General features: G+C 58.8%; 21 protein-coding genes. 14 read left to right on the top strand and 7 right to left on the bottom strand.

Annotated elements, in window-relative coordinates:
* Window positions 1–52: 52 nt before the first annotated feature.
* Window positions 53–1078 carry a 4-hydroxythreonine-4-phosphate dehydrogenase PdxA gene (pdxA, locus tag KI792_04240; GenBank protein ID MBV6632229.1) on the top strand — a complete coding sequence of 342 codons (1026 nt, stop codon included), beginning with the start codon at window positions 53–55 and terminating at the stop codon, window positions 1076–1078.
* On the top strand, window positions 1068–1928 hold the full coding sequence (gene rsmA / locus KI792_04235; protein MBV6632228.1) for a 16S rRNA (adenine(1518)-N(6)/adenine(1519)-N(6))-dimethyltransferase RsmA: 861 nt from the start codon (window positions 1068–1070) through the stop codon (window positions 1926–1928). Before pdxA ends, rsmA begins: the two co-directional genes overlap by 11 nt.
* Here rsmA and gmk read toward each other — a convergent pair.
* The 7 genes from gmk to fabD form a co-directional block, all read right to left on the bottom strand.
* On the bottom strand, window positions 1925–2593 hold the full coding sequence (gene gmk / locus KI792_04230; protein MBV6632227.1) for a guanylate kinase: 669 nt from the start codon (window positions 2591–2593) through the stop codon (window positions 1925–1927). The genes rsmA and gmk overlap by 4 nt on opposite strands.
* 137 nt (window positions 2594–2730) lie before the next feature.
* Window positions 2731–3606, bottom strand: a complete 876-nt coding sequence (locus KI792_04225) for a YicC family protein (GenBank protein ID MBV6632226.1) — start codon at window positions 3604–3606, stop codon at window positions 2731–2733.
* A gap of 33 nt (window positions 3607–3639) precedes the next feature.
* Entirely contained in the window at window positions 3640–4596 is a 957-nt protein-coding gene (gene mltG / locus KI792_04220; GenBank protein ID MBV6632225.1) for an endolytic transglycosylase MltG, read from the bottom strand.
* A gap of 116 nt (window positions 4597–4712) precedes the next feature.
* Window positions 4713–5978, bottom strand: coding sequence for a beta-ketoacyl-ACP synthase II (fabF, locus tag KI792_04215; protein ID MBV6632224.1), 1266 nt, complete (start codon window positions 5976–5978; stop codon window positions 4713–4715).
* 247 nt (window positions 5979–6225) lie between these two features.
* Window positions 6226–6465 (bottom strand): acyl carrier protein, encoded by a 240-nt coding sequence (locus KI792_04210; GenBank protein MBV6632223.1) that lies wholly within the window; start codon window positions 6463–6465, stop codon window positions 6226–6228.
* A gap of 191 nt (window positions 6466–6656) precedes the next feature.
* Complete coding sequence (fabG, locus tag KI792_04205) at window positions 6657–7397, bottom strand: 3-oxoacyl-[acyl-carrier-protein] reductase (protein ID MBV6632222.1); 741 nt, start codon at window positions 7395–7397, stop codon at window positions 6657–6659.
* A gap of 32 nt (window positions 7398–7429) precedes the next feature.
* On the bottom strand, window positions 7430–8377 hold the full coding sequence (fabD, locus tag KI792_04200; GenBank protein ID MBV6632221.1) for an ACP S-malonyltransferase: 948 nt from the start codon (window positions 8375–8377) through the stop codon (window positions 7430–7432).
* A gap of 312 nt (window positions 8378–8689) precedes the next feature.
* Between fabD and rpsF the strand changes: the two genes are divergently transcribed.
* From rpsF to KI792_04140, 12 genes are all read left to right on the top strand, one after another.
* A complete protein-coding gene (gene rpsF / locus KI792_04195; protein MBV6632220.1) occupies window positions 8690–9151 on the top strand; it encodes a 30S ribosomal protein S6 in 462 nt (153 codons plus the stop codon).
* Window positions 9148–9390 carry a 30S ribosomal protein S18 gene (gene rpsR, locus KI792_04190; protein ID MBV6632219.1) on the top strand — a complete coding sequence of 81 codons (243 nt, stop codon included), beginning with the start codon at window positions 9148–9150 and terminating at the stop codon, window positions 9388–9390. The genes rpsF and rpsR overlap by 4 nt, the downstream gene beginning before the upstream one ends.
* Before the next feature lie 100 nt (window positions 9391–9490).
* The gene (locus tag KI792_04185; GenBank protein MBV6632218.1) at window positions 9491–10477 is read left to right on the top strand and encodes a hypothetical protein; all 987 of its coding nucleotides are present in this window, start codon (window positions 9491–9493) and stop codon (window positions 10475–10477) included.
* Complete coding sequence (rplI, locus tag KI792_04180; GenBank protein ID MBV6632217.1) at window positions 10437–11150, top strand: 50S ribosomal protein L9; 714 nt, start codon at window positions 10437–10439, stop codon at window positions 11148–11150. Before KI792_04185 ends, rplI begins: the two co-directional genes overlap by 41 nt.
* Before the next feature lie 126 nt (window positions 11151–11276).
* Window positions 11277–12788, top strand: a complete 1512-nt coding sequence (locus KI792_04175) for a replicative DNA helicase (protein ID MBV6632216.1) — start codon at window positions 11277–11279, stop codon at window positions 12786–12788.
* An 84-nt stretch (window positions 12789–12872) separates the two neighbouring features.
* Window positions 12873–13994 (top strand): alanine racemase, encoded by a 1122-nt coding sequence (alr, locus tag KI792_04170; GenBank protein ID MBV6632215.1) that lies wholly within the window; start codon window positions 12873–12875, stop codon window positions 13992–13994.
* 45 nt (window positions 13995–14039) lie between these two features.
* On the top strand, window positions 14040–14828 hold the full coding sequence (locus tag KI792_04165; GenBank protein ID MBV6632214.1) for an ABC transporter permease: 789 nt from the start codon (window positions 14040–14042) through the stop codon (window positions 14826–14828).
* The gene (locus KI792_04160; protein ID MBV6632213.1) at window positions 14825–15613 is read left to right on the top strand and encodes an ATP-binding cassette domain-containing protein; all 789 of its coding nucleotides are present in this window, start codon (window positions 14825–14827) and stop codon (window positions 15611–15613) included. The genes KI792_04165 and KI792_04160 overlap by 4 nt, the downstream gene beginning before the upstream one ends.
* A gap of 5 nt (window positions 15614–15618) precedes the next feature.
* On the top strand, window positions 15619–17061 hold the full coding sequence (gene radA, locus KI792_04155) for a DNA repair protein RadA (GenBank protein MBV6632212.1): 1443 nt from the start codon (window positions 15619–15621) through the stop codon (window positions 17059–17061).
* Between the two features lie 19 nt (window positions 17062–17080).
* Window positions 17081–17875 (top strand): CvpA family protein, encoded by a 795-nt coding sequence (locus KI792_04150; protein ID MBV6632211.1) that lies wholly within the window; start codon window positions 17081–17083, stop codon window positions 17873–17875.
* A 94-nt stretch (window positions 17876–17969) separates the two neighbouring features.
* Window positions 17970–19427, top strand: coding sequence for an amidophosphoribosyltransferase (locus KI792_04145; protein ID MBV6632210.1), 1458 nt, complete (start codon window positions 17970–17972; stop codon window positions 19425–19427).
* A gap of 153 nt (window positions 19428–19580) precedes the next feature.
* A complete protein-coding gene (locus KI792_04140) occupies window positions 19581–20270 on the top strand; it encodes a hypothetical protein (protein MBV6632209.1) in 690 nt (229 codons plus the stop codon).
* Window positions 20271–20281: the final 11 nt, after the last annotated feature.

The raw sequence follows: 20281 nt of genomic DNA, 5'->3' as shown, positions 1-20281 counted from the left end.
TTGGGATTAAGGTGCGGGCATTCTTGTTCTGACAGCCTACCAACTTATCATCATGACCAAGCCTATTCTCGTCACCATGGGCGACCCCGCCGGTATTGGCGGTGAAATCCTGCTGCAAGCCGTGTTGAGCGGCAACTTAGACCTAGCGGGCCACCCGCTGGTTGTGGTGGATGACCCGGACCGCCTGCAGCGTGTCACTGACGCCCTCAGCCTTCAGATCAATATTGAGGCCATTAAGAGCCTAGGCGAGCTGCCAGCGGCCAGCGATGCGTCAACAATCCATGTTTGGCCCTTGCCAATGAAGGTGCCAGCCGAGCTTGGCAAGCCAAGCATCGCCCATGCCGATGCGATCATTGAGAGCATTAACATCGCCACCGCCGCGGTGATTGAAGGGCATGCGGCTGCACTGGTTACGAACCCAATTGCCAAGGATGTGCTGCTGCAATCGGGGTTCCGCTATCCCGGCCACACCGAATATCTGGGGCATCTAGCACAGGTTGCGGGCTTTGAGACCGAACGCGCTGTCATGATGCTGGCTGGCCCCTCGTTGAAGACCGTGCCCATCACTGTTCATATCCCGCTGGCCAATGTGCCGTTGATCCTTCGCAGTGGGCTGATCGAGACCACGGCCCGCATCGTCCATAACGATCTGCGCGATATGTTTGGCATCCAATCGCCACGGCTTGCCATCTCAGGCCTCAACCCACATGCCGGTGAAAACGGGCTGATGGGGCAGGAGGAAGAGCGCGAGATTGAGCCCGCAATCGAGGCGCTGAAGAAGGATGGGGTCAATGTCACAGGCCCGCACCCGGCCGATACCCTGTTCGAGGCATCAAAGCGGGAGAGCTACGATGTGGCGCTCTGCATGTATCACGATCAGGCGCTGATCCCGGTTAAGACCCTGGATATGGACAACACCGTCAATGTGACCCTGGGCCTACCATTCATTCGCACCTCACCGGACCACGGCACCGCCTTTGATATTGCCGGTAAGGGTATTGCCCGACCACAAAGCCTGATCGCAGCCATCAATATGGCCGCCGATATCGCCGTGAAACGCACCGCACATGCCGCTTGATCTAGCAGGCCGCCAGGCGCTCATCGAGGATCTGCCAGCGCTTCGAGAGGCGTTACAGGCTGAAGATCTATGGGCCCGCAAATCCTTGGGCCAACACTTCCTGCTCGACCTCAACCTAACCCGGCGCATCGTCCGGGAAGCTGGCCTGAGCCAAGCTTGCCATGTGGTTGAGGTGGGGCCAGGCCCAGGTGGCCTGACCCGCGCCCTAGTCGAGGCAGATGTGGCTAGCGTCACCGCGATTGAACGGGACGACCGCTTTGCCGCCCTGAACCGGAGCCTGGCCGATGCCAGCGAGGGGTTCTTGCAGGTGATTGAGGGCGATGCCCTAAACGTCGATCCAGTTGAGGCGGTGCCACCCCCACGCGCCGTCGTCGCCAACCTGCCCTACAATGTCGGCACGCCGTTGCTGGTTGGTTGGCTGAAACAAGCATCGGCCTATGAGAGCCTGACCCTCATGTTCCAAAAAGAGGTGGCGGACAGGATCGCCGCCGCTCCGGGTAGTAAGGCCTATGGCCGTTTATCGGTGCTGGCGCAGCTTTGCTGTGATGTGCGCCTGGTGATGACAATTCCGGCGCGTGCCTTCACCCCACCGCCAAAGATCGACAGTGCCGTGGTTCGCCTAGCCCCGTTAGAGGTAGGGATTAGTGGCGCGTTATTTGACATGGTTGAGAAGGTGACCGCCGCCGCCTTTGGCCAACGTCGCAAGATGCTGCGCGCCAGCCTTAAGCCAATCGCTGATCAACCGGTTGAGCTACTGGAGGGGCTGGGCATCACCCCAACCATGCGGGCCGATGCCCTCGCACCCGGCGAGTACCGACGACTAGCCGAGGCCTTACTGCAAACGGCTTAACAGCCCTGCTGCAGTTTACGGACAAAGTCGATCAGCTTGCCCTGCCGCACGCGCTTCAACCGCTCTGCTTCAAGGATGGTCTGAACGCGGCCCACGCTCTCATCCAGGTCACGGTTGATGATTACATAGTCATATTCTGAATGGTGGCTCATCTCACCAGCGGCCTTGCCCATGCGCTTGGCAATGACCTCGGCGCTATCCTGGGCCCGGGCTTTAAGGCGCCGCTCAAGCTCCTCCGCCGATGGCGGCAGGATGAAGACAGTCACCAGATCTGGGCGTGCGCTCTCAGCCAGCTGCTGGGTGCCTTGCCAATCAATATCGAACAGAACGTCACGACCAGCACTCAGTGCCGCTTCAACCGGTGCCTTTGGGGTGCCGTAGTAGTTACCGAACACGGCGGCATGTTCGAGCAGCTCATCATGCTCCACCAGCATCTGAAACTGCTCTTCGGTGATGAAGTAATAGTCGCGGCCGTCAATCTCACCTGGGCGCATGGGCCGCGTCGTGACGGAGATTGAGATGGTCATCCCATCATTCTCATCCAATAACCGTCGGGAGATGGTGGTCTTACCGGCACCAGACGGGGATGAGAGAACCAGCATCAAGCCACGGCGGACAATGCCGTCATCGGCGGCCACCGGCTCCGTATCATCGCCGAGGGCCATTTTGCGGAACCGCTCAGTCAGCGCGATGAGGGCCTCTGGTCGGTCATCTTGGCCACTGCTGGCCGGCACCGGATCCTGGCTAATCTGTCCCACGCTGTCGCTCCCTCACCCGTATTGGCCGTTAATGGCCCGTACGGTTACTCGATGTTCTGAATTTGCTCGCGAAGTTGGTCGATCACCGTCTTCAACTCAAGCCCAATCTTCGTCAGCTCAATGCTGCTGGACTTGGAACAGAGGGTATTTGCCTCGCGGTTGAACTCTTGCGCCAGGAAGTCCAGGCGGCGGCCAATGCCCCGCCCCTCAGCCATAAGGTTGCGCAGTGCGTCCAGATGGGCGGCGAGCCGATCCAGCTCTTCGCGAATATCGGCCTTGGCGGCGAGTATCGTGACCTCTTGGGCGATCCGTTCTTCCGGCACGGGCATATCGGTTTCGGCTGTTAGCTCGCCAATGGTGGCCAGCAGCCGCTCGCGTAGTGCTTTTGGCACGTCACCGGCGGTTGCCTCGGCTTTGCTAACCAGTGTTTCAATGCTATCGGCCTGACCTGCCAGAATGCTGGCGAGGGCATTGCCCTCCTCACGCCGCGCTGTGACCAGCTTTTCGGCCAAAGCGACCACATCAGGTTTCAGCACTTCAAGCGCGGCCGCAACCTCTCCGGATAGGTCTTTGCTGCTATCCGCCTCTTCAATCACACCGCGGATGCTGAGGATATTGTTGAGTGACACCGCATGACCGGTCAGACGAACAATCTGCTCAGCCATATGGTTTAGGTCACCCACGAGTGCCTCATTCAGGCGATAGCTGCTGCCTTGCTGCTCACGTTCCACCTGCAGCGTCACGCTAACATTGCCGCGGACAAGCTTGTCGCGAAGCGTTTGCTTGATCAGCGCATCGGCTGCTTCCCAACCTGAGGGCGTGCGGACCTTCAGATCCAGCCCTCGGCCATTGACGCTGCGCACTTCCATCATCCAGCGGAGCCCCTCCGCGCCGCCTGAGACACTGGCATAGCCGGTCATGCTTGCGATTGGTGCTTTGTCCTGGCCCATGGCTTAGTTCCGTGCTGCCCGGCGTGCTGCCCGCGCGCGCTCAATATTCCGTTTATGCTCGTCATAGGTGACGGAGAAGGCATGGCCACCCGACCCATCGGCCACGAAGAAGATGTAGTTATGGATCTGTGGGTTCAGCACGGCGGCGATGGCATTACGTCCCGGATTGGCGATCGGGCCCGGTGGCAACCCCTTGTTCTGATAGGTGTTATAAGGGTGGTCGACCTTCCAGTCCGCGCGGGTTAGTGCGCGGCCTAGCGGGGCTTTCCCCTCTGTCAGGGCAAAGATAACTGTTGGGTCCGACTGTAGTCGCATGCCCTTACGCAAGCGGTTGATGAACACCCCGGCAACCTTTGGTTGTTCGGCCCGCAGGCTGGTTTCCTTCTCAACGATTGAGGCAAGGATGATCGCCTCATCCATCGTCTTGACCGGCAGATCCTCGGCACGGCCTTCCCACAGATCCGCAACGGTGTTGTCCATCGCCACCTTCATGCGATCAAGCATGGCGGCACGGCTGGTTCCGCGTTCGAAGTTGTACGTCTCAGGCAGGAGGGAGCCCTCAGGCGGCGTGATCCACACACCGCCAGAAAGGCGATCATTCTCATCCAACCGGGCAATCACTTCAGCGACGGTAAACCCCTCAGGCACGGAGACCTGGTGAATAACCACCTCGCCCTTCCGCATGAGGTTGAGCGCGCCCTCCGGGCTCATGCCCGGGCGGAATTCATACTCACCCGCTTTAAGGTTCCGGCCGGTATCTTGCAGCTTTGCCCAGAGGATTAGCGGCCAGTCCTTATCGATGACGCCATTTTCAACGAGCAAACCAGCGATCTGCTTCAACCCAGCGCCAGATGGCACCTGAACATAGGTGTGACGACCCAGGGGCCCGGCCTGATTTGCCCAGCCATTGAGCCACAGCAGACCACCACCAACGGCACAGCCAGCCAGTGTGACAAGCATAAGGGTTACGCCCGCGAGGTAACGTACCCATCGCGGCACGGGGCCCTTAACCGGTTTCGGATCCGGGGATTGTTGATCAGGCTCTGGCGTATCAGCGGCCGACATGGGGGCCCCGATTACGCTGCTGCCTTGAAGATCAGGCTGGCATTGGTGCCGCCAAAGCCGAAGCTGTTGGACAGGGCAACCTCAACCTTGCGCTCTTTGGCGGTCAGCGGGGTTAGATCGATGCCACCAACCTCATCAGAGGGGTCTTCCAGGTTGAGGGTCGGCGGGATCACCTGATCGCGGATCGACATAACAGAGAAGATCGCCTCAACAGCGCCAGCAGCACCCAGCAGGTGACCAATGGCTGATTTGGTCGAGGAGACATTCACATCCGCCACGTGATTGCCCAGCAGGCGCTTAACCGCACCGATTTCGATCTCATCACCAAGCGGTGTTGAGGTGCCATGGGCGTTCACATAATCGATATCACCGGCATCGATGCCCGCACGTTTCAGCGCTGCCTTCATCGCGCGGAAACCGCCATTGCCGTCATCGGCCGGGGCGGTCACATGGTGCGCGTCGCCAGACATGCCGTAGCCGACAACCTCAGCATAGATGGTCGCACCGCGTGCCTTTGCGTGCTCATACTCCTCAAGCACGACAATACCTGCGCCCTCGCCCATGACGAAGCCATCGCGGCCCTTATCAAACGGGCGGGAAGCTTTGGTTGGGGTGTCATTGAAACCGGTAGACATCGCGCGGCAAGCGCAGAAGCCACCAAGGCCAAGGCGGTTAACAGCAGCCTCAGCGCCGCCAGCAACCATCACATCGGCATCATCCAGCGCAATCATCCGTGCCGCATCACCAATCGCATGGGCGCCGGTTGCACAGGCGGTCACCACAGAGTGGTTTGGCCCACGGAAGCCGTGGCGGATAGAAACCTGGCCAGAGGCGAGGTTAATCAAGCAGGCCGGAATAAAGAATGGCGACAGACGTCGGGCGCCCTTCTCTTCCAAGGTTTTGGAGCACTCATCAATGGTGCCGAGGCCACCGATACCAGAGCCGATCATGACACCGGTACGGTCTTTTTCCTCGTCGTCATCGGGGGCCCAACCGGCATCTTTGATCGCCTCATCAGCGGCGGCCATGGCCAGCAGGATGAAACGGTCGTTTTTCCGGCGATCTTTTGCCGCCATGGTGAGGTCAGGGTCGAAGCCGTGGCTGCCCTCGGCAATGTCTGGAACCTGGCCAGCAATGCGGCATGGCAGATCACTGACATCAAACTCGGTAACGGCAGAAATGCCGGACTCACCCTTGATCAAGCGGCTCCAGCTATCAGCCAGATTACCCGCCAGCGGCGACACCATACCCATTCCGGTAACGACAACACGGCGCATCGAAGCACCTCCTAAAACCATGAACGCTTAAATCGTAAGGCAGCAACCAGGGCTGCTCGGGATCGCAGGGGTTACCATGCGAAGCGGGGCCGCGCAGCCAAAATCGATGACCACGCAGCCTCACATACCCGTCATTTTCTAAGACAATGGGGCCAGCAAATGGCGCTGGCCCGAGCCCTGATGCCGAATAACATCAGTGCCAGGGCTGCCTGGCCGCCAAAAATCGCGGCCGAGACGGCATCTCCGATTAGGAGTCGCCGTTCTCTTTGATGAAGTTGATGGCGTCGCCGACGGTCAGGATCTTCTCAGCGGCGTCGTCTGGGATCTCGACCCCGAACTCTTCTTCAAACGCCATGACCAACTCGACGGTATCCAGGCTGTCTGCGCCCAGATCATCGATGAAGCTAGCATTCTCGCTAACTTTGTCTTCTTCAACGCCGAGGTGCTCAACGACGATTTTCTTAACGCGATCGGCAATATCGGACATCGCCAAATCCTTCCTTCTAACTGAGTGTTTGCTGTTGGGTTACAACTGGGAAACCAGCGCGGAACTGCGCCAGCCTTTGTGCAAAGTCGCGGTCCCTTACCATGGTTTTTGGCGGGGCGCCAAGAGGGATCGCACGACTATACGGCAAGCAATGCTCACCGTTGTTCACAGGCTTACGCCCCGAGCCTGCTTTAAATCATGGCCATCCCGCCATTCACATGAATGGTCTGACCGGTCACATAACCCGCTTCCGGGCTTGCCAAATAAGCGACAGCGGCGGCCACATCACCAGGCTCACCAAAGGCTGCAGCTGGGATACGGGCCAGCATGGTGTCACGCTGTTTGTCGTCTAGAGCGTCCGTCATCGCGGTGGAGATGAAGCCAGGTGCCACGCAGTTTACGGTGATGCCGCGGCTCGCCACTTCTTGGGCCAGCGATTTCGACATACCAATCATGCCTGCCTTGGCGGCGGCATAGTTTGCCTGGCCGGGGTTACCGGTGACACCGACAACTGAAGTGATACCAACAATGCGGCCGAAACGACGCTTCATCATGCCCCGCAGCAGCGCCTTAGCGAGGGCAAAGGGCGCCGTTAGGTTCACATCGAGAACCTGCTGCCAGTCTTCTGCCTTCATACGCATGGCCAGCTGATCGCGGGTGATACCGGCATTGTTAACCAGGATATCAACCTGACCGGCGGCTTCCTCTGCGGCTTTAGCGAGGGTCTCCGGGCCGTTTTCAGCACTCAGGTTGCCAGGCACCACATGCACACGGTCATTGCCGAGGCCGCTAGCCACCTCTGCCAACACCGCTTCACGGGTACCGGTCAGGATAACGGTCGCACCTGCGCCATGCAGGCCCTTGGCAATTGATTGGCCCAGGCCACCGGTCGCACCGGTTACCAGTGCCGTTTTACCGCTCAGATCAAACATCGGGGGTATCCTCAAACTATCTTGTCGTTGGGTTAGGCGAGCGCTTTGGCTAGCGCTTCAACCTCTTCAGGGGTACCGGCATTACCGGTTTCGATATCGCGGTTGATCCGCTTGATAAGGCCACACAGCACATTGCCTGTGCCCAGCTCATAAACCTTGCCAACACCCTCATCGCCCATGCGGCCGACGCAGTCACGCCAACGGACGGTATTGGTCACCTGCTCAACCAACACGCGGCGGAAATCCGCTGGGGCTGACACTGGCTCCGCGCTCACATTGCTAACCATCGGTAGGGCTGGCGGTTGCAGATCAATCTGTGCCAGCGCCTCAGCCATGGCGTCGGCGGCAGGGGCCATCAGGCGGCAGTGGAACGGTGCACTCACTGGCAGGGGAAGCGCGCGTTTGGCCCCCTTCTCTTTCGCCAGCGCCATGGCACGATCAACCGCGGCGGCATGGCCACTGATAACCACCTGGCCCGGCGCGTTGTCATTGGCGACGGCGAGCACGTCACCTTCTGCGGCCTCTTCAACCAGGGCAGCCACATCGTCAATCTCAAGCCCCAGGATCGCGGCCATCGTGCCCTCACCCGGCGGTATGGCGGCCTGCATGGCTTCTCCGCGTTTGCGCAGCAGCTTCGCCGTGGTGGCAATATCGAAAACGCCGACAGCAGCGGAGGCCGTGTACTCACCGAGGGAGTGACCAGCGACCAGCTTGGCCTTGGTGGTGATATCGACACCCATCTCACGCTTTAGCACCTCAACCACCGCGAGGCTGGACGCCATCAAAGCGGGCTGGGCATTCGCTGTCAGGGTTAGGGTTTCCGCTGGCCCCTCAAACATAAGGCGGGATAGATGCTCACCGAGCGCGTCATCCACCATCTCAAAGACTTCGCGGGCGGCGCCGAAAGCGTTGGCCAACTCTTGGCCCATGCCTGGCTTTTGGCTGCCTTGGCCTGGAAAAACGAATGCGATATCGGTCATAAGTTGATGGTCATCATTTTATGGGCACGGGAAGCGTGCGTTGCGGCGGGGTCGCCTTGATACCCGGCTCACAACTCCTGTCAAGGAATGGCGCCCATACCCATACTGGGCTCAAGAAAGGCGCAGCGCTTGATTTCCCACGCTTTCTGGGTATAGTGCGCGCGCTTCCGGCCACTTAAATGGCCAATGGAAGCAACTCCTTGCCGGTTATCAAAGGGTACCCGGCTAGGTCTGGGCGGCCGAGTTTAGGTCCCGATTTGGTGGTCAGAACCACGGCGCCAGACCCATAGAACAGCCATAAGGAGAAACAAATTGGCTTTATATGAAACCGTGCTTATTGCACGGCAGGACGTCTCTGCAGCGCAAGTTGATGCGATCGCAGAAAGCCTGACCAGCATTGTTAAAGAAAACGGTGGCACCGTTCAGAAGACCGAAAACTGGGGTCTTCGTTCACTCGCCTATCGCATCCAGAAAAACCGTAAAGGGCACTATGTCCTGCTCGGCATCGACGGCCCTGCGCAAGCTATTGCTGAGATGGAGCGCTCCCTGCGTTTCAACGAAGATGTGCTGCGTTACATGACCGTTCGCGTTGATGAGATCGACGAAGAGCCATCCGCAATCCTTCAGCAAAAAGACCGTGGTGAGCGTCCAGGTGGCCGTGGTGAGCGTGGCGATCGTGGCCCACGCGGTGATCGCGGTGGTGACCGTGGCTATCGCCCACGTCGTGATGACGCTGAGCAATCAGCTAAAGAAAGCGAAGGAGAAGAGGCATGAGCAACATGCGTGGAGCCCGTCGGCCGTTCTTCCGCCGTCGTAAAACCTGCCCATTCTCTGGCGATGCGGCACCAAAGATCGATTACAAAGACGTGAAACTGCTGTCCCGGTACATTTCCGAGCGCGGCAAGATCGTCCCAAGCCGGATCACGGCCGTTTCGGCCAAGAAACAACGCGAGCTGGCTAAAGCCATCAAACGCGCCCGTTTCCTGGCCCTGCTGCCTTACGTGGTGAAGTAAGCAAGTTCAAACGTCAGGCCGGTTGGTTGATTTTGACATCAACACCGGCCTGGTCGTCTGCGCTTGATGGTTAAGATCGCATCACAGGGACCGCTTGGATATGTCTTGGAAGACAGGACCGATGGCCCCGGTGATATCGGGTGTTTTGGCTGGTTTGCTAACCAGCGCGGCTTTGTATTTCACAGTGCTGTACCCGGTGTCCGGTACGCCTCTGATCTTGATACTACCTGTGCCAATTCTTTGGTGTGGGTTTGTAGCTGGGATCAATGGCGTGCTGATCGCACTGATTGTGCTTATCGGATCGATGGCGACCTTCTTTACCGTTGAAGAGGTGATCTACTTCTTCGTCGGCATGTCGCTTCCCATCGCAATATTGGTGGGTAGCCACGATACAAATCTGTGGGGTGAGCGGGCCGCAAATGACCCGATGGCCCTGCGCCAGATATCAGGAAAGAAGCTCGGCTACTGCCTTTGCTTCCTCATGATCTTGATGGCCAGCATGTTGGTCATCTTAGACCTGACACTGGCGGCAATGGGGTTAGATACCTTGTCAGCCACCCTCAGTAGAGAGGTGGATGCGACCGGCCTAACCCCCTTGGAGGTACAGCAGACCCAGCAAGGGCTGAGCCTGCTGAAAGTTATGCCAGCGGTGATCGTGATCACTGTGCTGTCTTGGGTTTTGGTGAATGCCAGGCTGGTGGCCTGGTTCGCCCGGCGGCGCAAGGTCACGGATGTGGGCTTTAAGTTTGGCGCTGTCGCAGTCCCAGTTTGGTACAGCGGCCTTGTCGCCTTAGCGGTGGTTGTCGCCTCTCAGACGACAGGCACCATCGGGTTCATGTCGCTCAACGCGGCAATCATTCTTGCCTTGCCGGGCCTCTTGGCCGGGCTGGGTTTAGTGCACGAGATCACTAGCCAGCTGAGATACACCTGGCTGTTTCGGATTTTGTTTTACGCGCTAATCGGTGTGACCGTTCAGGTCGGGTCATTAGCGGTAGTCATTTTGGTTGGTTTGTTAGATACGCCCCTGGGTTTACGCGCCTGGATCAATGCGAAGTTGGGGGCAAAGTTGGAGGTTAAAAATGCTTGATGTCATCCTGCTGGAACGCATCGAAAATCTGGGTCAGATGGGCGATGTTGTGAAAGTTAAGCCGGGCTACGCCCGCAATTTCCTGCTGCCACAAGGCAAAGCCCTGCGCGCCAATGACGAGAACCGTTCGTTCTTCGACAGCCAGCGCAAAGAGCTGGAAGCCCGCAACCTGAAGCGTCGCCAAGAGGCGGAAGCTGTCGGTGAGAAGCTGAACGGCCAAGAAGTCATCCTGGTCCGCCAGGCTGGTGAAGCTGGTCAGCTTTACGGTTCTGTCACCGCCCGTGACGTTGCAGACGCCCTGAACGAAGCTGGCTTTAAAGTTGGCCGCAGTCAGGTTGTTCTGAACGACGCCATTAAGATGATCGGCCTGTTCGACATCCGCGTGACCCTGCACCCAGAGGTTGCTGTGACCGTCAGCGCCAACGTTGCCCGTTCTAGCGATGAGGCCACCCTCCAGCGTGAAGCTGGCGGCGCCCTGATCCGCAACGATGAAGGCGAGTTGGTCACTGAAGAGCAGCTGAAAAATTCTGACATCGCTGAAGTCGACGAAGACGTCATCGAAGCCATCTCCGGCACTTCTGAAGAAGCTTCCGAGGAAGCCGCTGAAGAAGAGACCGCTGAAGCTGCTACCGAAGAAGCTGCCAGTGACGCTGAAGAAGAAAACAAGGCCTAATTTTCTAGGCTGAAAATGTTGTTCACAGGTTTAACAGCCTGTGCATGAAACGGTCGGCATTCGTGCCGGCCGTTTGCTGTTTTGGGGGTGCGCGATCGGCCGGGCTGCGGGTAGCTTACCCCCACTATGAATACGCCCTCCCCCCTACCCGCAAACGACCCAGAGCAGTTCGGCCACGATGATGGTGGCTCTGGCAGTGCGCCACTCCCGCCCCAGAACACCGAGGCTGAACAAGCCCTTCTCGGTGCCCTTCTGTATGAAAACCGGTTGCTGGACCGACTAGAAGATCGGCTGCGGCCTGAGCACTTCTATGTCCCCGCCCATGGCAGGATTTTCGAAGCCATTCTGCGTTTGATCCAGCGCGGACAGGTAGCCAATCCGAAGACCCTTCGCACCTTCTTTGATCAGGATGATGACCTGGCAGAAGTTGGCGGTGGTGAGTATCTGGGTGAGCTTGCGGCACAGGGGGCCGGCGGTGTCAGTGCCGCCGTCGTCGACTATGCCGAGGCCATCATCGACCTGCACCTGCGGCGTCGACTGATTGAGCTGGGCCATGACATCAGCGCGAATGCCCGTCATTTTAATCTGGATGAAACCGCCGCCCAACAGCTGGCAGAGGCAGAGAGCCAGCTCTTCACCCTTGCCACGTCAGGCGATACTGAGCGAGGCAGCGTCTCCCTCGTCCAGGCGATGCAGGTGGCCATCGATGCCGCTGAGAAGGCCTATCGCACCGGTGGTGGCATCACCGGTGTTACCAGCGGCTTTAAAACCCTGGATGCCAAGCTTGGTGGCCTACACCCCTCTGACTTGATCATCCTGGCTGGTCGTCCCTCGATGGGTAAGACCGCGCTTGCCACCAATATCGCGTTCCGCGCCGCCCACGCTTATCAGCAAACCCAGGGGGAAGAAGGCGCGCCGGTTCTAATGTTCTCACTTGAGATGTCGTCCGATCAGCTCGCCGGTCGTATCTTGGCCGATGTCACCCGCATCCCGTCCGATAAGATCCGGCGTGGTGATTTGAGTGAGCGGGACCTGCCAAGCTTCATCGAGGCAAGCCGCGACCTGCAAGAGGTTGGGTTGTTCATCGATGACACCCCGGCCCTCTCAATCGGTCAGGTACGCCAGCGCGCCCGTCGCCTACACCGGACCAACAAGATTGGCCTGGTGGTCATCGACTACCTGCAGCTGCTGCGTGGCTCTAGCTCTAGCTCTGACAACCGGGTTCAAGAGATTTCCGAGATCACCAGGGGCCTTAAGGCGCTGGCTAAGGAGTTACATGTGCCGGTGATCGCCCTGTCCCAGCTCTCCCGTGCGGTTGAGCAGCGGGAAGATAAGCGACCACAGCTGGCCGACCTCAGGGAATCAGGCTCCATTGAGCAGGATGCGGATGTGGTCATGTTCGTGTTCCGGGAGAGTTACTACCTCCGCCGTGCGGAACCAATGCAACGGCCAGAGGAGAGCCAGGATCGCTATAACGAGCGGTTCATGAACTGGCAGGAACGCGCGGAATTGATGGATGGTAAGGCGGAAGTCATCATCGCCAAGCAGCGTCACGGCCCGATTGGCAGCCCGATGCTGAGCTTTGAAGAACAGCTCACCCGCTTCGACGACCTCGACATTGAGCACACTGAATACTAGCGTTGTGCCGCTCGGGTGCGGACCAAACCCTGGATACCCGCACCGCCCCCATAGTCACGCCCGGAAAGGGCCCGGACCGGCTTGATGGATTCCGCCACATTCCAGACCTCTGGCAGCAACTCCTTGCTGCGCATCGACCTCGACGCCATTGCGCGCAACTATCAGGCCCTACAACAGCGCAGTGGCTCTGCCATGTGCGCCGGTGTGGTTAAGGCCAATGCCTATGGCCTTGGCATTGAAGAGGTGGCGAACCGCCTCTGGGCCGCTGGGTGCCGCTTCTTCTTCGTGGCCACGCTGGATGAAGCGATAGAGCTACGTAGCCATTTGGACGATGCACAGATCGCGGTCTTAAGCTGCTACACGCAAGGCTCAGAGGTTGAGATGATCACCCACCGGATTATCCCGGTGCTCAATGATCCTGGTGACCTCCACCGCTGGCGCTCCGCATCCCGTGCGGCGGCCCGCAAACTGCCCGCCATTCTCCATGTCGATACGGGTATGAGCCGCCTCGGCCTGACCCCTGATCAGTTTGATGAAGTCGCCGAAGATCCCGAGGCGCTAAAAGGCTTCGATCTGCGTTTTGTGATGAGCCACCTCGCCTCCGCCGATGTGGAGGAGACAGAGCAGAACCAGCAACAGCTCTCCGCCTTCCGCTCGGTCATGGAAAAGCTACCCGAGACGCGGGCCAGCTTTGCCAACTCCGCCGGTATCTTCCGGGGGGCAGAATACATTTTTGACCTAACCCGCCCTGGCATGGCGCTCTATGGCCTTAACCCGACGCCATGGACCGACAACCCAATGACGCCGGTGGTTCGGTTAAGCGCGCGGATCCTTCAGGTGCGCGACATTCCTGCTGGCACGCCGGTTGGTTATGGCGCCAGCTGGGTGGCAGAGCGGGACAGTAAGATTGCCACCCTTGGCCTTGGCTACGCCGATGGCTTTATCCGCCAGGGCGGCAATAGTGGCCATGTGCCCTTCGGGGATTTGAAGGCACCGATTGTTGGCCGCATTTCAATGGACCTAACCGGCGTTGATGTGACGGATATTCCGTTTGATGCCTGCCGAACCGGCGACTATGTCGAGATCATTGGCCCCCACCGTTCGGTGGATGATGTGGCGACCGATCACGGCACAATTGGCTATGAAATCCTCACCAGCCTTGGCAACCGCTACAAGCGTGTTTATGAGGGCGCTACCACTTCGTAACGGGCACCTCCCCGACCGCAAATCCTGATCACAGACCAAAGACCTATGACCACCCGCTCAATCAACCCGCTCGCCGTTATCGGCCAAAGCGCCTTGGCCGCCATGGCCGAGATTGGGCGGCTGGCACAGTTCACCGGGATGGCGCTTCGCCACATGATCACGCCGCCATTTTTCCCACGCATGGTTTGGCGGCAGTTGATTCAGATGGGTTTCTACTCACTACCGGTTGTTGGCCTGACCGCCCTGTTCACCGGGATGGTGCTGGCGCTGCAGAGCTACACCGGCTTTTCCCGCTTCCAAGCTGAGGGCGCGGTGGCCACGGTGGTTGTCCTTTCCATGACGCGGGAGCTGGGGCCCGTTCTGGCTGGCTTGATGGTAGCGGGCCGCGTAGGCGCTGCCATCGCCGCTGAAATCGGCACCATGCGGGTGACAGAGCAGATTGATGCGCTCTGGACCCTATCCACCAATCCATTCAAGTACTTGATCGCACCACGGCTGCTAGCGGGTACGCTGACCCTGCCCTTACTGGTCCTGATTGCCGATATCATCGGGGTCTTGGGTGGCTATTTGATTGGCGTCTATGTGCTGGACTTCAACAGCGCCACCTACCTCTCCAATACCGTTGAGTTCTTGAAACCCATCGATGTGATCTCTGGCCTCGCCAAGGCCGCCGTCTTCGGCTTCATCGTCGCTCTAATGGGTTGTTATCAGGGCTATAACTCGGGCCGTGGCGCCCAGGGTGTGGGTAAAGCCACCACCAATGCCGTGGTTGCCGCCTCAATCATGATCCTGACCTTCAACTACGTCATCACTGAGCTGTTCGTCGTCAAATGACCCAAGCAGACCAGACAGCACCAATCATTGAAGTCAGCGGGCTGGAGAAGTCCTTCGGGCCCAAGCATGTCCTACGCGGCATCGACCTGAATGTGGCCAAGGGAGAGTCGATCGTTGTGATTGGTGGCTCCGGCTCCGGTAAATCTGTGCTGTTGAAGAATATTCTGGGCCTAATGCATCCCGATAAGGGCAGCATCAAGATCAATGGCGTCGAAACCGCCCGGCTGCGAGGTCGTGAGCGGGAAGCGCAATATCGACATTTCGGCATGCTGTTCCAGGGTGCTGCCCTCTTCGATAGCCTCAGCGTTTGGGAAAACGTTGCCTTTGGTCTGATGCAGGGTAAGGGCATGGCCCGTCCCGCCGCCCGCGATCTCGCGGTTTCAAAACTGGCGGCCGTTGGCCTCGGCTCTGAAGTCGCGGACCTATTCCCGGCAGAACTGTCGGGCGGCATGCAGAAGCGGGTTGGTTTGGCCCGCGCCATTGCTGGCGATCCGGAAATCATCTTCTTCGATGAGCCAACCACCGGCCTCGACCCGATCATGAGTGATGTAATCAATGATCTGATCATTGAGCAGGTGAAGGCGCTGGGTGCCACCGCCGTTTCGATCACCCATGACATGGCAAGCGCGCGCAAGATCGCCGACCGCATCGTTATGCTCTACCAGGGTGAGCTTATCTGGGACGGCCCGGTCAGCAGCATCGATAATCCAGGCAATGCCCATGTGACCCAATTTGTTACCGGCAGTGCCCAAGGCCCCATCGCCATGCAGGTGGAGGCCCCGTAACGCCTATGGCCAAGCGGCGCAGCAGCTTTGTTTGCCAGGAATGCGGCACGGTCCATGCCCAATGGGTTGGCAAATGCGATGGCTGCGGTGCCTGGAACAGCCTCGTTGAGGAAAGCACCGAGGCTCTTAACCCCGGCGGCCTTAAAGACCGCAGCACCAAGGGCAAATCGATCCAGTTCACCGACCTGCAACCCGCCGAGAGCGTGGTCCGCCGGCATTTGACCGGGATCGGTGAGTTTGACCGGGTCTGTGGCGGCGGTGTTGTTCCCGGTGGCGCCATGCTGGTCGGCGGTGACCCAGGCATCNGTAAATCTACCCTAATGCTGCAGGTTGCTGGCGCCCTCTCCCAGAACCTCGAGGTTGCCTACATCTCGGGTGAGGAAGGGCTAGAGCAGATCCGCATGCGGGCCGAACGCCTCGGTCTTGCCAAGGCACCGGTCAGGCTCGCCACTGCCACCTCGGTCCGCGATATCGTCGCGACCATGGAGGCGAAGGATCACCCAGACATTCTGGTGATCGACAGTATCCAAACCATGTTTGTCGATACGCTCGACAGCGCGCCAGGCAGTGTCGGCCAGGTTCGCGCCTCGGCGCAGGAGATGATCCGCGCCGCTAAGAAGCACAACATCGCAATCATCCTCATCGGGCATGTGACCAAGGAAGGCACCCTCGCTGGCCCTCGCGTGCTGGAACACATGGTTGATACCGTCCTCTATTTTGAAGGGGAGCGCGGCCACCCCTTCCGTATCCTTCGCACGGTAAAGAACCGCTTCGGACCCACGGATGAGATTGGTGTGTTTGAGATGGTTGAGGCTGGCCTGGCGCCGGTTGATAACCCCTCCGCCCTGTTCCTCGCTGATCGTCAGGCCCAGGTGCCGGGCACCTGTGTTTTCGCTGGGATTGAGGGCACACGCCCGCTGTTGGTTGAGATCCAGGCCCTGGTGGCGCCCAGCGCGTTTGGCACGCCGCGCCGTGCCGTAGTCGGCTGGGACAGCAACCGGCTGGCGATGATCTTGGCCGTGCTTGAGACCCGTTGTGGCCTCACCTTCCATACGGAAGACATCTATCTCAACGTCGCTGGTGGCCTTCGAATCACCGAGCCTGCAGCGGATATGGCAGTGGCTGTGGCCCTTATCAGCGCGTTGAAGGAGAAGCCCGCACCAGCTGGCACAGTGGTGTTTGGCGAAATTGGGCTGACCGGTGAGGTACGCGCCGTGGCACGTGCCGCCGCACGGGCAAAAGAGGCTGAAAAACTTGGCTTTTCCAAGGCCTGGGCACCCGCGGTAAAGCCGCGCGGCAAGGCGAAAAACGCCAGTGGTACTGGCGATGGCCGGGCGAACAATGCAGATCAGATATTGCTCGAACACTTCAAATCAGTGGCGGACCTGCCAACGGCCATTGATGATGCCGCCTACGATCAAATGAGCCCGGAACCTGTGGCGTCATAAAACTGGAGCCTCTGGCCTAATGGAAGCCGAAGCAGCCAATGCGGGCGGTGCAACCGCCGACCTACTCGCCAATATCCACTGGGTGGACATTGCAGCGATTGCCACCCTGCTGCTGTCCGGCTTGCTGGCGCTGTTCCGTGGCTTCACTAAAGAGTTCTTCCAGGTTGTGAATGTTGTGGTGGCCCTGACCGCCGCCGCCGCTGGCCTGCCACTTGCCCTTCCCTTTGCCGAACAGGTTCTGCCCGCCGGTTGGATCGCCAATGCGGTGACCGGCATCGTGATCTTTATCGTCGTGGCTGCCGTGATGGCGCTAATCTCTGGTCAAATCTCCAAAGCCATTCGGAAATCTAGCCTCAGTACCCTGGACCGATCTCTTGGTTTTGCCTTCGGTCTCGTGCGCGGCATGTTGATTGTCTGCCTTGCCTATATCGTGCTGCTGCTGATTTCGAACCCAAAGAGTGTGGAAGCCACATTGGGTGAGGCCCGGTCAGGTAACTTGATTTTATTGGGTGCCAACACAATCATTCAGTTGCTACCTGAGGAAACTGTTGCTGCCATTGGCCTGGACGAGGCCCTGGAGCCCGCAAAGGAGAGTGCTGGACCTAAACCTGCCTTGGACGAGGTTCGCCCCGTGGCCGAACCAAACCAAGCAGATGGTGCCGGATCAGCAAATGACAGCGATGCACGAAGCGCCAGTGACGACATCCTCGAAGAAGGCTATAAGGCTCTGGAGCGCCAGGCGATTGAGGCGCTCTTGGATGCAGCCCAGGATGCTGGGTCAGGTTCAAACAATTCAGGCCCATCAAATGACTAGCATCGTCAATCATGACCGTGCTTGAGGCCCATAACGCTGGTGATTGAGAACGCTTATGACCGCTGACCCGACCACCACGCCCAATTTGGGCCGGATGATTGCGAACCCGTTCGACGACGATAAGCTGCGCGAGGAATGCGCCATCTTTGGCATTTATGGCCATGATGACGCCGCCGCACTGACCGCCCTTGGCCTCCATGCCCTACAGCATCGCGGGCAAGAGGGAACCGGTATCGTCTCCGCCGATGGTGAGGCGTTTTACAACCACCGCGGCCTTGGCCATGTCGGCGATCACTTCTCTAAGGAAGAGGTCATTGACAACCTCAAGGGCCATATCGCGATTGGTCATAACCGCTACGCAACCACCGGCGGATCATCACAGGCGAACAACGTACAGCCACTCTTCGCAGAGATGGAGTTTGGCGGTTTTGCTTTGGGGCAAAATGGCAATCTGACCAATGCGATAACCGTACGCCAGGAACTCGTACGCAACGGCTCAATCTTCCAGGCAACGACTGATACTGAGGTGATTATCCACCTCATGGCTCGCGCCCGTGGCGGCAGCGTGGTTGAGCGCCTAGTCGGAGCCATGCGACAGCTGGAGGGGGCGTACTCCCTAGTCTGCATGACCAAGGACGCCATGTATTGCATGCGTGACCCCATGGGCATTCGCCCGATGGTGCTTGGTCGCCTTGGCGATGCCTATGTTGTGGCCTCGGAAACCTGCGCCTTTGACATCATTGGCGCCACGTTTGAGCGCGATATTGAGCCAGGCGAGATGGTGGTCATTGATGGTGAGGGCCTCACCTCCTCAAAGCCGTTCAATCAACGCCCATCAAAGTTCTGCATCTTTGAGTACGTGTACTTCTCTCGCCCAGATAGCTTCTTTGGCGACCGCTCTGTTTATGAGGCGCGTAAGCATATTGGCCATGAGCTGGCGAAGGAATCACCGGTTGAGGCCGATCTGGTCGTCCCGGTACCGGATAGCGGGGTGCCATCCGCCATCGGTTATGCGGAAGAAGCCAATATCCCGTTTGAGCTGGGTATCATCCGGAACCACTATGTTGGCCGGACCTTTATCGAGCCCACCGACGAAATCCGCCATTTGGGCGTGAAGCTGAAACACAACGCCAACCGCCGCCTGCTTGAGGGTAAGCGCGTGGTTCTGGTCGATGACAGCATCGTACGTGGCACCACCTCTAAGAAGATTGTTGAGATGGTACGCGCCGCCGGCGCCGCTGAGGTTCATATGCGGATCTCAAGTCCGCCAACCACCCATAGCTGTTTCTACGGCGTTGATACGCCGAGCCAGGACAAACTGCTGGCCGCCAATTACAGCGTTGAAGAAATGGCCCGCATGATCAATGCGGATAGCCTGAGTTTCGTTACCATCGATGGCCTATACCGCGCCGTTGGTGAGGCAAAGCGGATGAGCGATCAGCCACAGTTCTGCGATGCATGTTTCACCGGTGAGTATCCGGTGGCCTGCACGGACAAGGATTCAAACGCCGCAATCGGTACCGAACCAACGCCAATGCGTCGGCAAGCCTGATCTTGCTATAAGCTAGTTTTGGTAACAAATCCGTGGCCCACATCCGGGTGGGCTTGCGGGTTAGTTTATGCAAATATAAGCAGCCGCTTTTGGAAATGGTGCAGCCCTGCTGCCCTAGAGAAACCGGGCCTACCGGCCTTTATCGGGGACAAGATGTTTAGTCTCGGTCGTTCACTTGTTGCTGGTGCCATCTTTGGTGCCATCGCCGCCGTCGCCTCCGCACCAATTGCCCACGCCTCGCCTGAGGGTGGGTTAGAAGATCTGCAGGAGCGGATTGTACGCTTGTGCAATGAGGCATGGGGCGGTGACCCGGCGCGTGAACAGCAATGCCGAAACGACAACATGAAAGAGCTGCAAGACTACGTCTCGCTGATCAATCAGTACCCACCGAATAGCCGCCAGTATCAGGTGCTAATCGGATGCTCTCAGCAATATCCGGAGGCCGTCGTCATGTGGATGATGTGCGCCAACCTGGAAATGCCTGAGGAGCCAAATTTCCGCCCATTTGATACCGGCCCAACCCCCGTTGAGGCGCTACGCCAGTACCGCGCCGCGCAGCCAGGCCCATTGAGCCCAGCCAATCCTGACGCCCTGCCAGAAACGATCCGCAACCTGCCGAATTATGAGTTGTTCCCATCTGCGGGCCAGACGCCATCTTTCGCGGCACCGGGTTCCGCACAACCGGTTGGCCAGCCAACCCAGGTTCGCGGTGGCGGCCAACGACCACAGACCTTTACGCCGCCTAGCGCCCTGCCCGCACCAACCACCGGTGGCGGCGCGGTTCAACAGGCACCATCGCAAGGTGGCTCTGTCTATATCCCTGGTGTTAGAGGCGGCAACTAGCCACGCGCCCA

This window comes from Alphaproteobacteria bacterium SS10, from assembly GCA_019192455.1.
In the GTDB taxonomy this organism is placed as follows: Bacteria; Pseudomonadota; Alphaproteobacteria; order TMED2; family TMED2; genus TMED2.
Note: the sequence above shows the minus strand (reverse complement) of the source record. Positions and strands in the feature narration are given on the sequence as shown.

What these genes read in the sequence shown, in the direction of transcription:
- pdxA (MBV6632229.1), top strand. Translation starts at nt 53, where the DNA reads ATGACCAAGCCTATTCTCGTCACCATGGGCGACCCCGCCGGTATTGGC.
- rsmA (MBV6632228.1), top strand. Translation starts at nt 1,068, where the DNA reads ATGCCGCTTGATCTAGCAGGCCGCCAGGCGCTCATCGAGGATCTGCCA.
- gmk (MBV6632227.1), bottom strand. Translation starts at nt 2,593, where the DNA reads ATGGCCCTCGGCGATGATACGGAGCCGGTGGCCGCCGATGACGGCATT.
- KI792_04225 (MBV6632226.1), bottom strand. Translation starts at nt 3,606, where the DNA reads ATGACCGGCTATGCCAGTGTCTCAGGCGGCGCGGAGGGGCTCCGCTGG.
- mltG (MBV6632225.1), bottom strand. Translation starts at nt 4,596, where the DNA reads ATGCTTGTCACACTGGCTGGCTGTGCCGTTGGTGGTGGTCTGCTGTGG.
- fabF (MBV6632224.1), bottom strand. Translation starts at nt 5,978, where the DNA reads ATGCGCCGTGTTGTCGTTACCGGAATGGGTATGGTGTCGCCGCTGGCG.
- KI792_04210 (MBV6632223.1), bottom strand. Translation starts at nt 6,465, where the DNA reads ATGTCCGATATTGCCGATCGCGTTAAGAAAATCGTCGTTGAGCACCTC.
- fabG (MBV6632222.1), bottom strand. Translation starts at nt 7,397, where the DNA reads ATGTTTGATCTGAGCGGTAAAACGGCACTGGTAACCGGTGCGACCGGT.
- fabD (MBV6632221.1), bottom strand. Translation starts at nt 8,377, where the DNA reads ATGACCGATATCGCATTCGTTTTTCCAGGCCAAGGCAGCCAAAAGCCA.
- rpsR (MBV6632219.1), top strand. Translation starts at nt 9,148, where the DNA reads ATGAGCAACATGCGTGGAGCCCGTCGGCCGTTCTTCCGCCGTCGTAAA.
- KI792_04185 (MBV6632218.1), top strand. Translation starts at nt 9,491, where the DNA reads ATGTCTTGGAAGACAGGACCGATGGCCCCGGTGATATCGGGTGTTTTG.
- rplI (MBV6632217.1), top strand. Translation starts at nt 10,437, where the DNA reads ATGCGAAGTTGGGGGCAAAGTTGGAGGTTAAAAATGCTTGATGTCATC.
- KI792_04175 (MBV6632216.1), top strand. Translation starts at nt 11,277, where the DNA reads ATGAATACGCCCTCCCCCCTACCCGCAAACGACCCAGAGCAGTTCGGC.
- alr (MBV6632215.1), top strand. Translation starts at nt 12,873, where the DNA reads ATGGATTCCGCCACATTCCAGACCTCTGGCAGCAACTCCTTGCTGCGC.
- KI792_04165 (MBV6632214.1), top strand. Translation starts at nt 14,040, where the DNA reads ATGACCACCCGCTCAATCAACCCGCTCGCCGTTATCGGCCAAAGCGCC.
- KI792_04160 (MBV6632213.1), top strand. Translation starts at nt 14,825, where the DNA reads ATGACCCAAGCAGACCAGACAGCACCAATCATTGAAGTCAGCGGGCTG.
- KI792_04150 (MBV6632211.1), top strand. Translation starts at nt 17,081, where the DNA reads ATGGAAGCCGAAGCAGCCAATGCGGGCGGTGCAACCGCCGACCTACTC.
- KI792_04145 (MBV6632210.1), top strand. Translation starts at nt 17,970, where the DNA reads ATGATTGCGAACCCGTTCGACGACGATAAGCTGCGCGAGGAATGCGCC.
- KI792_04140 (MBV6632209.1), top strand. Translation starts at nt 19,581, where the DNA reads ATGTTTAGTCTCGGTCGTTCACTTGTTGCTGGTGCCATCTTTGGTGCC.